We start from the raw sequence: 6,904 nt of genomic DNA on the forward strand, positions 1-6,904 counted from the left end.
CGTTCAGCGTACGGCTGCGGACTGCCCCACCCGGAACGACGCCCCGCGGTGCTCCGCCGGCAGCCGGTCACCGCGGCCGTGCAGCTTGTGCCGCAGCGATCCGGGCTCGTAGCCCTCGGGGTAGACGCCGCGAGCACGGAGCTCCGGCACGACGAACTCGATGACGTCCTCCCACGTCCCCGGGGTCACCGCGTAGGCGAGGTTGAACCCGTCGACGTCCGTCTGCTCCTGGATCTCGACGAGCCGGTCGGCGATGGTCGCCCCGCCGCCGACCGCGACCGGGCCGAGGCCGCCGATCGCCGTGTGCCGGGCGAGGTCCCGGATCGTCCACTTCGACCCGTCGGACCCGGTGGCCGCCGCGATGTTCGCCGCCGCGGACTGGATCGCGTTCGACTCGACGTCGCCGAGCGGCTCGTCGAGGTCCCACTGCGACAGGTCGACGCCCATCCAGCCGGAGTTGAGCACGAGCGCACCGAGCTCCGAGGCGTAGGACAGGTAGTCCTCGTACTTGGCCTGGGCGAGCTCGTCGGTGGCGTCGGTGATGACGGTGAGCAACGTGTAGACGCGGGCGGCGTACCGGTCGCGACCAGCAGCCTCCAGGGCGTCACGGACCTTCCGCACGGTCGACGCGAGCTGCTCGACGGTCGGTGCGCCCACGAACACCGCCTCGGCGTTCTCGGCCGCGAACCGGATGCCGCGCGGTGAGGCCCCGGCCTGGTAGATCACGGGCGACCGCTGGACCGACGGCTCGGACAGGTGGATGCCCGGGACGTCGAAGTGCGTGCCGTGGTGCTCGATCGGGTGGACCTTCGCGGGGTCGGTGAAGACGCCGGTCTCGCGGTCCTCGACCACGGCGTCGTCCTCCCACGAGCCCTCCCACAGCTTGTAGAGGACCTCGAGGTACTCGTCGGCGACGTCGTACCGGTCGTCGTGCGAGAGCTGGTCGGTCTGCCCCATGTTCCGCGCGGCACTCGGCAGGTACCCGGTCACGACGTTCCAGCCGATGCGGCCCTTCGTGAGGTGGTCGAGCGTCGAGATGCGTCGGGCGAACGGGTACGGGTGCTCGTACGCGGTCCCCGCCGTGATCCCGAAGCCGAGGTGCTCGGTCACCGACGCCATCGCGGACACGAGCAGGATCGGGTCGTTCACGGGGACCTGCGACCCGGTGCGGAGCGCGGCCTCGTTCGAGTCGCCGTAGACGTCGTACGTCCCGAGCACGTCGGCGATGAAGATCCCGTCGAAGTTGCCCCGCTCGAGCAGCTGCGCGAGGTCGGTCCAGTACGACAGGTCGTTGTAGTGCCGGGACCGGTCCCGCGGGTGCCGCCAGAGCCCGGAGGACTGGTGCGCCACGCAGTTCATGTCGAAGGCGTTGAACCGGATCTGACGGTGCTCGCTGCTCGTGCTCACGGGCGTGACGGTACGTGCCGTCCCGGGGCGGACGGCGGAAGGTGACGAACCGTGACGTGGGACTGCGGTCCGGGAGGGACGGTGCGGGCCCGCATCGTGCCTCCTGGACCGCAGACCGGTCGCGTCAGGAGCGCGTGGTCGCCTCGCGCGCGGCGGCCTCGGCCGCGACCCACGCGAGCATCCCGCACTTGACCCGCATGACGAACTTCGAGACGCCGTGGAACGCGACGAGGTCCTCGAGCACGTCCTCGTCGGGTTCGCCCGCACCGCGGGACCGCATCATCGTGCGGAACTCCTCGGTGAGCGCGAGCAGCTCGGGCACCGTGCGACCGACCGCCATGTCCGTGAGGACCGACGCCGACGCCATCGAGATCGAGCAGCCGTCGCCCTGCCACGCGAGACCGGCGATGCGGTCGGTGCCGGGCTCGAGGCGCACGCGCACGGTGATCTCGTCGCCGCAGGTGGGGTTGCGCTCGAAGTGCTCGGCGTCGGAGTCGGGCAGCTCGCCGTCGCCGTGCCGGGCCTTCGCGTGGTCGAGGATGACCTGCTGGTAGAGGGAGTCGAGGGCGCTCATGCGGTCGCTCCGAAGTAGCCGCGGACCTCGCCGACGGCCGTGAGGAACCGGTCGACGTCCTGCTCGGTCGTGTAGACGTACGTGCTCGCACGGCTGGTGGCGACGAGGCCGAGCCGACGGTGCAGCGGTTGGGCGCAGTGGTGGCCGGAGCGCACCGCGATGCCCTGCGCGTCGAGGTACTGCGAGACGTCGTGGGCGTGCACGCCGTCGACGTCGAACGACACGAGACCGGACCGCGGCACGCCGGCGGGCGGACCGACGACGTGGATGCCCGGGATCGCGGCGAGTCCGGTGAGCATGCGCTCGGCCAGGTGCTCCTCGTGCGCGCGGACCCGCTCCATGCCGATGCCCTGCAGGTAGCGGACCGCCTCGGCGAGCGCCACGGCCTGCGACACGGGCTGGGTGCCGGCCTCGAACCGCTCGGGTGCCGGCATGAAGTCGGTGCGCTCCATCGTCACCGTGGTGATCATCGAGCCGCCGGTCCGGAACGGGGGCAGGGCGTCGAGCAGCTCGTGGCGGCCCCAGAGCACGCCGATGCCGTTCGGCCCGAGCATCTTGTGCCCGGAGAACGCCGCGAAGTCGACGCCGAGCGCCTGCACGTCGAGCGGCCGGTGCGGTGCGGACTGGCAGGCGTCGAGGACGACGAGGGCACCTTGCGCGTGGGCGGCCGCGACGACGGCGGACACCGGGGCGACCATGCCCGTGACGTTCGAGACGTGGGCGAAGGCGACGACCTTCGTGCGGTCGGAGACCAGGGCGACGGCGTCCTCGGCCGTCCAGGTGCCGTCGTCCGCGACGGGGACCCAGCGGAGCGTCGCACCGGTCAGCGCGGCGAGCTCCTGCCACGGGACGAGGTTGGCGTGGTGCTCGGCCTCGGTGACGAGGACCTCGTCGCCGGGTCCGATGCGGAAGCGCTCGGCGTCCGGTCCCCCACGGCCGCGGCTCGCGTTCGCGATGCCGTACGCCACGAGGTTGAGGGCGTCGGTGGCGTTCGCGGTCCACACGACCTCGGACGATGATGCCGCCCCGACGAACTCGGCGACGGTGGCCCGGGCGTCCTCGTACGCGTCGGTGCTCAGCGCGGCGAGGGTGTGCGCGCCACGGTGCACGGCGGCGTTGTCGTGCTCGAGGAAGCGTCGTTCGGCGTCGAGCACCTGGCGGGGTCGTTCGGCGGTGGCCCCGGAGTCGAGGTAGGCGAGGGGGAACCCGTTCACCTCCTGCTGGAGGATCGGGAAGTCCCGTTTGATCGCCTCGACCTCGGACTCGGTGAGCGGTTGGTTGGGCGCCACGACAGTCACCACACAATGGTGGTCTGCTCGCGGCCCGGAGTCCAGTCGGACGGGTACCGCTGACGGCGAACGGCCCCGGACACGTGGTCCGGGGCCGTCCGTGCGGTGCGCGGGAACCGCGTCACTCGTTGCCGATCTGCTTGTCCGCCGCGTCACGGGCGCCGTCGATCTTGTCGTCGTACTTGCCACCCGTGGCCTTCTTGACCGCGTCGGCGACACCGCCGAGCACCTTGTCGCTGATGTCCTCGGCCTTCTCGCTCTTCAGGGCGTCCTGGACCTTGTTGTCCTGCAGGAAGTCCTGGGCCTTCTTCGTGATGTCGTCGAACCCCGCCATCGGTTGCTCCTCGTCGCCGGTACGGAGCCCGGTGCCCCGTCGTGCGGCCGATCGTAGGCCGGTGGCCCGTCAGGTGTGTCGGATCGTGACGAAGTGTTCACACCATCTGCGCGCTGCGTCGGCGGGCGAGCACGTAGCCGACGGCGACCGACCCGGACACCGCCAGGAGCGAGGGGATGAGGATGTCGGTCCCCTGCTGGGTGAACTCGACGACGAGCACGAGGGCCGTGAAGGGCGCCCGCATCGTCGTCGCGAGGAAGGCCGCGGCGCCGATGAACGCGAACGCCGTGAGGCTCGGCCCGTCGGTCGGCCAGAGCAGCAGCCAGAGGCCACCGAGTCCACCGCCGACCGCGGAGCCGATCGCGATCGACGGGGTGAGCGTGCCGCCGACGGCCCCGGCACCGATCGTGGCCGAGGTCGTGATCGTGCGGATGACCCCGAGCGCGAGCAGGAACAGGATCGGCGAGAGCCCGGCGACGGAGCCGTCCTCGAGCGAGGCGTTCATCGCGAGGACACCGAGCGCCCGCCCGTTGCCGAGGATCTCGGGGAAGGGCACGGCGATGAGTCCGACCATGGCGAAGACGACCGGCAGCACGACGATGAGCCGCCACCCCTTCGGCGCGAGGCCCTGCAGCCGGTTCGTGAGCTTCACGAAGCCGACGCCCGCGAACCCGAGGACCGGCCCGACGACCACCGCCCAGACGAGGAGCGACGGCGAGAGGTGCATCGCCGGCACGTGGTAGAGCACCTCGTCCGGGATCACGAGGCGTGCCACGAACGCCGCGACCGCGCTCGTCGCGAAGGCCGGCAGCGCGGTCGCGAAGGTGAGCTCGCCGAGCAGCACCTCGACCGCGAACAGGGCGCCCCCGAGCGGGACGTCGTAGACCGCGGCGAGGCCGGCGGCGGCACCGCAGGCGACGAGGATCTTCGTCTCGCGGGCGGTCAGGCCGGCCCGTGCCGTCACGAGCTGGGACAGCCACGCCCCGATCTCGCGCGGCGCCACTTCTTTGCCGATCGAGGCGCCGAGGCCCACGGCCAGGATCTGCACGCCCGCGTTCGCGACCGTCGCGAGGGCGGGCATCCGCTTCCCGCCGACGGCCGCGGGCACGGAGACGACCGGGCGGCCCCAGCGTCGGAGCGCCCACCAGGCGACGCCGGTCAGGAGGCCGGCGGCGACGAGGGCGAGGAAGCGGTTCAGCGCACTCGGTGCGTCTGCGGCCTCGAGGTGGCCGCCGAACGGGTACCCGAACGCGACGAACTGGATGAGCTGCAGCGCGAGCCACACCGAGATGCCGGCGATGCCGCCTGCCACCCCCACCAGTCCGGTGACGACCGCGAGCTTGAGTGCCCAGACCGGGGTCGCACGTGTCGCGTGTCCAGGGTGCGGCATGACCGGAAGCCTAGCGGCACGTCGGCACCGCCCCCGCGACCGGGCGGACGCTGCCGGGCCGAGCCGCGCCTCCTGGGCGGTGGCCGGACCCGCTGCCGTCAGACGGCCGTGAGCCGGTACGGCACCACGCAGTCGGCCGGCACGAGCGGCGGCTGCAGGCCGACCGTCTCGAGCGCGCGCCCACGGAACACCCGGTCTCCCGACCACCACGGGGGCGGCACGATGCCGTGCCCGGCGCCGACCACGACCGGGTCGACCCGGTACGCGGTGTCCGGGTCGAGGTCGAGGAAGGTGACGCGGCCGGTACCAGACACCTCGGACCGGCCGGTGCTGACGAAGAAGAACAGCGCCTGCCGCTTGTCGGCGGCGACCGTGCCGGACACGAGCCGGGTCTCGTCGACCTCGTCGACGCGCACGAGGTCGCCGCCGTGCAGCAGCCCCCGCCACTCCTTGTGGAGCGCGATCCACTCGGCGAGCGCGGTCTCCTCGGCGTCCGTCGCCTGCGCGAGGTCCCACTCGATGCCGAAGTGCCCGACGATCGCGGTCCCGGCACGGAACGCCAGGTCGTGCACCCGGCCGGTCGTGTGGTTCCGGCCGCTCGCGACGTGGGAGCCGAGCAGTTCCGGGGGCAGGAGCTGCTGCGTCCACCGGTGCATCTGCTGGCGCTCGAGCGGGTCGATGTCGTCCGAGACCCAGACGCGGTCGGTGTGCTCGATCACGCCGAGGTCCACGCGGGCGCCACCCGACGAGCAGGACTCGATCTCGAGCGCCGGGAACCGTTCCTTCAGCGTCGCCATGAGCCGGTACGCCGCCAGGGTCTGCTCGTGGACCGCTGCGCCGCCGCCGAGGTGCCCCGCCTCGACGAGGTCGCGGTTGTGGTCCCACTTGACGTAGTCGACGCCGTGCTCGCCGATGATCGCGGTCATCCGCTCGAGCAGGTACGCGAACGCCTCGGGGATCGCGAGGTTCAGCACCTGCTGGTCCCGGGACCGCACCGGCAGGCGTCCGTCCGCCTGCAGGATCCACTCCGGGTGGGCTCGGGCGAGGTCGCTGTCCTCGTTGACCATCTCGGGCTCGAACCACAGGCCGAACTGCATGCCGAGCGCCCGCACCCGGTCGACGATCGGACCGAGGCCGTCCGGCCAGACGTCCTCGTCCACGTACCAGTCGCCGAGGCCCGCGTGGTCGTCGCGACGGTGCCGGAACCACCCGTCGTCGAGCACGTACCGCTCGACCCCGAGCCGTGCGGCGCGCTCGGCCAGGTCGGTCAGCCGGGCGAGGTCGTGGTCGAAGTAGACCGCCTCCCAGACGTTGAGCGTCACCGGGCGGGGCGTCCTCGGGTGCTGCGGGCGGCTGCGGAGCCACCGGTGGAAGCGGCGGGCCTGGTCGTCGAGGCCGTCCCCGTACGCGGCGTACACCCACGGTCCCTCGTAGCTGTCCCCGGTGCCGAGGCGCACCTCGCCGGGGAGCAGGAGTTCGCCGCCGCCGACGACCTGGCGGCCGGTGGCGAGGCGTTCCGCGAGGTGCCGGTGGTTGCCGCTCCACGCCGTGTGCACGCCCCAGACCTCGCCGTGGGCGAACCCGAACCCGGGGACGCCGACGCTCAGGACCGTGGCGGCGTCGGCGCCCGTCCGGCCCTTCCGGCCCTCGCGCTCGTGGGTGCCGACGACGAGCTCGCGGCGCTGCGGGGTGCGCTCCTTGCCCCAGCGGCCGGCGAAGTCGAGGACCTCGCGGGCGTGCGACGGGACCGGGAGGGCCAGGGTGAGGTCGTCGACGGTGTAGGTGCCGGCGGCCGTGTTGGTGACGGCGGCGCGGGTGCGGACGAGGCCGGAGGGGAGCATCTCGACGGTGAGGCGGAGGGCGAGGCCGGCGGTGGCGTCCACGGCGTGGGCGGTGACGGAGGCGGGGGC

6 protein-coding genes are annotated in these 6,904 nt (G+C 72.6%); all 6 read right to left on the bottom strand.

What is annotated here, in order from left to right:
- Positions 1-3 precede the first annotated feature (3 nt).
- The gene (locus JSX79_RS15295) at positions 4-1,407 is read right to left on the bottom strand and encodes an LLM class flavin-dependent oxidoreductase (RefSeq protein ID WP_071294584.1); all 1,404 of its coding nucleotides are present in this window, start codon (positions 1,405-1,407) and stop codon (positions 4-6) included.
- A gap of 124 nt (positions 1,408-1,531) precedes the next feature.
- Positions 1,532-1,981, bottom strand: a complete 450-nt coding sequence (sufU, locus tag JSX79_RS15300) for a Fe-S cluster assembly sulfur transfer protein SufU (RefSeq protein ID WP_229086928.1) — start codon at positions 1,979-1,981, stop codon at positions 1,532-1,534.
- The gene (locus JSX79_RS15305; RefSeq protein ID WP_229086935.1) at positions 1,978-3,270 is read right to left on the bottom strand and encodes a SufS family cysteine desulfurase; all 1,293 of its coding nucleotides are present in this window, start codon (positions 3,268-3,270) and stop codon (positions 1,978-1,980) included. Before JSX79_RS15305 ends, sufU begins: the two co-directional genes overlap by 4 nt.
- Positions 3,271-3,391: 121 nt before the next feature.
- The gene (locus tag JSX79_RS15310) at positions 3,392-3,604 is read right to left on the bottom strand and encodes an antitoxin (protein WP_070418268.1); all 213 of its coding nucleotides are present in this window, start codon (positions 3,602-3,604) and stop codon (positions 3,392-3,394) included.
- A 97-nt stretch (positions 3,605-3,701) separates the two neighbouring features.
- On the bottom strand, positions 3,702-4,994 hold the full coding sequence (locus JSX79_RS15315; protein ID WP_229086930.1) for a chloride channel protein: 1,293 nt from the start codon (positions 4,992-4,994) through the stop codon (positions 3,702-3,704).
- Between the two features lie 98 nt (positions 4,995-5,092).
- Positions 5,093-6,904: alpha-galactosidase (locus JSX79_RS15320; protein WP_229086931.1), on the bottom strand; the 1,812-nt coding region annotated here is incomplete at its 5' end.

Origin of the sequence: Curtobacterium sp. GD1 (assembly GCF_020882855.1) — a bacterium.
Taxonomy (GTDB): Bacteria; Actinomycetota; Actinomycetes; order Actinomycetales; family Microbacteriaceae; genus Curtobacterium.

Bases quoted from the DNA above. Each gene is read 5' to 3' on its own strand.
- sufU (WP_229086928.1), bottom strand. From the start codon at position 1,981: ATGAGCGCCCTCGACTCCCTCTACCAGCAGGTCATCCTCGACCACGCG.
- JSX79_RS15310 (WP_070418268.1), bottom strand. From the start codon at position 3,604: ATGGCGGGGTTCGACGACATCACGAAGAAGGCCCAGGACTTCCTGCAG.
- JSX79_RS15315 (WP_229086930.1), bottom strand. From the start codon at position 4,994: ATGCCGCACCCTGGACACGCGACACGTGCGACCCCGGTCTGGGCACTC.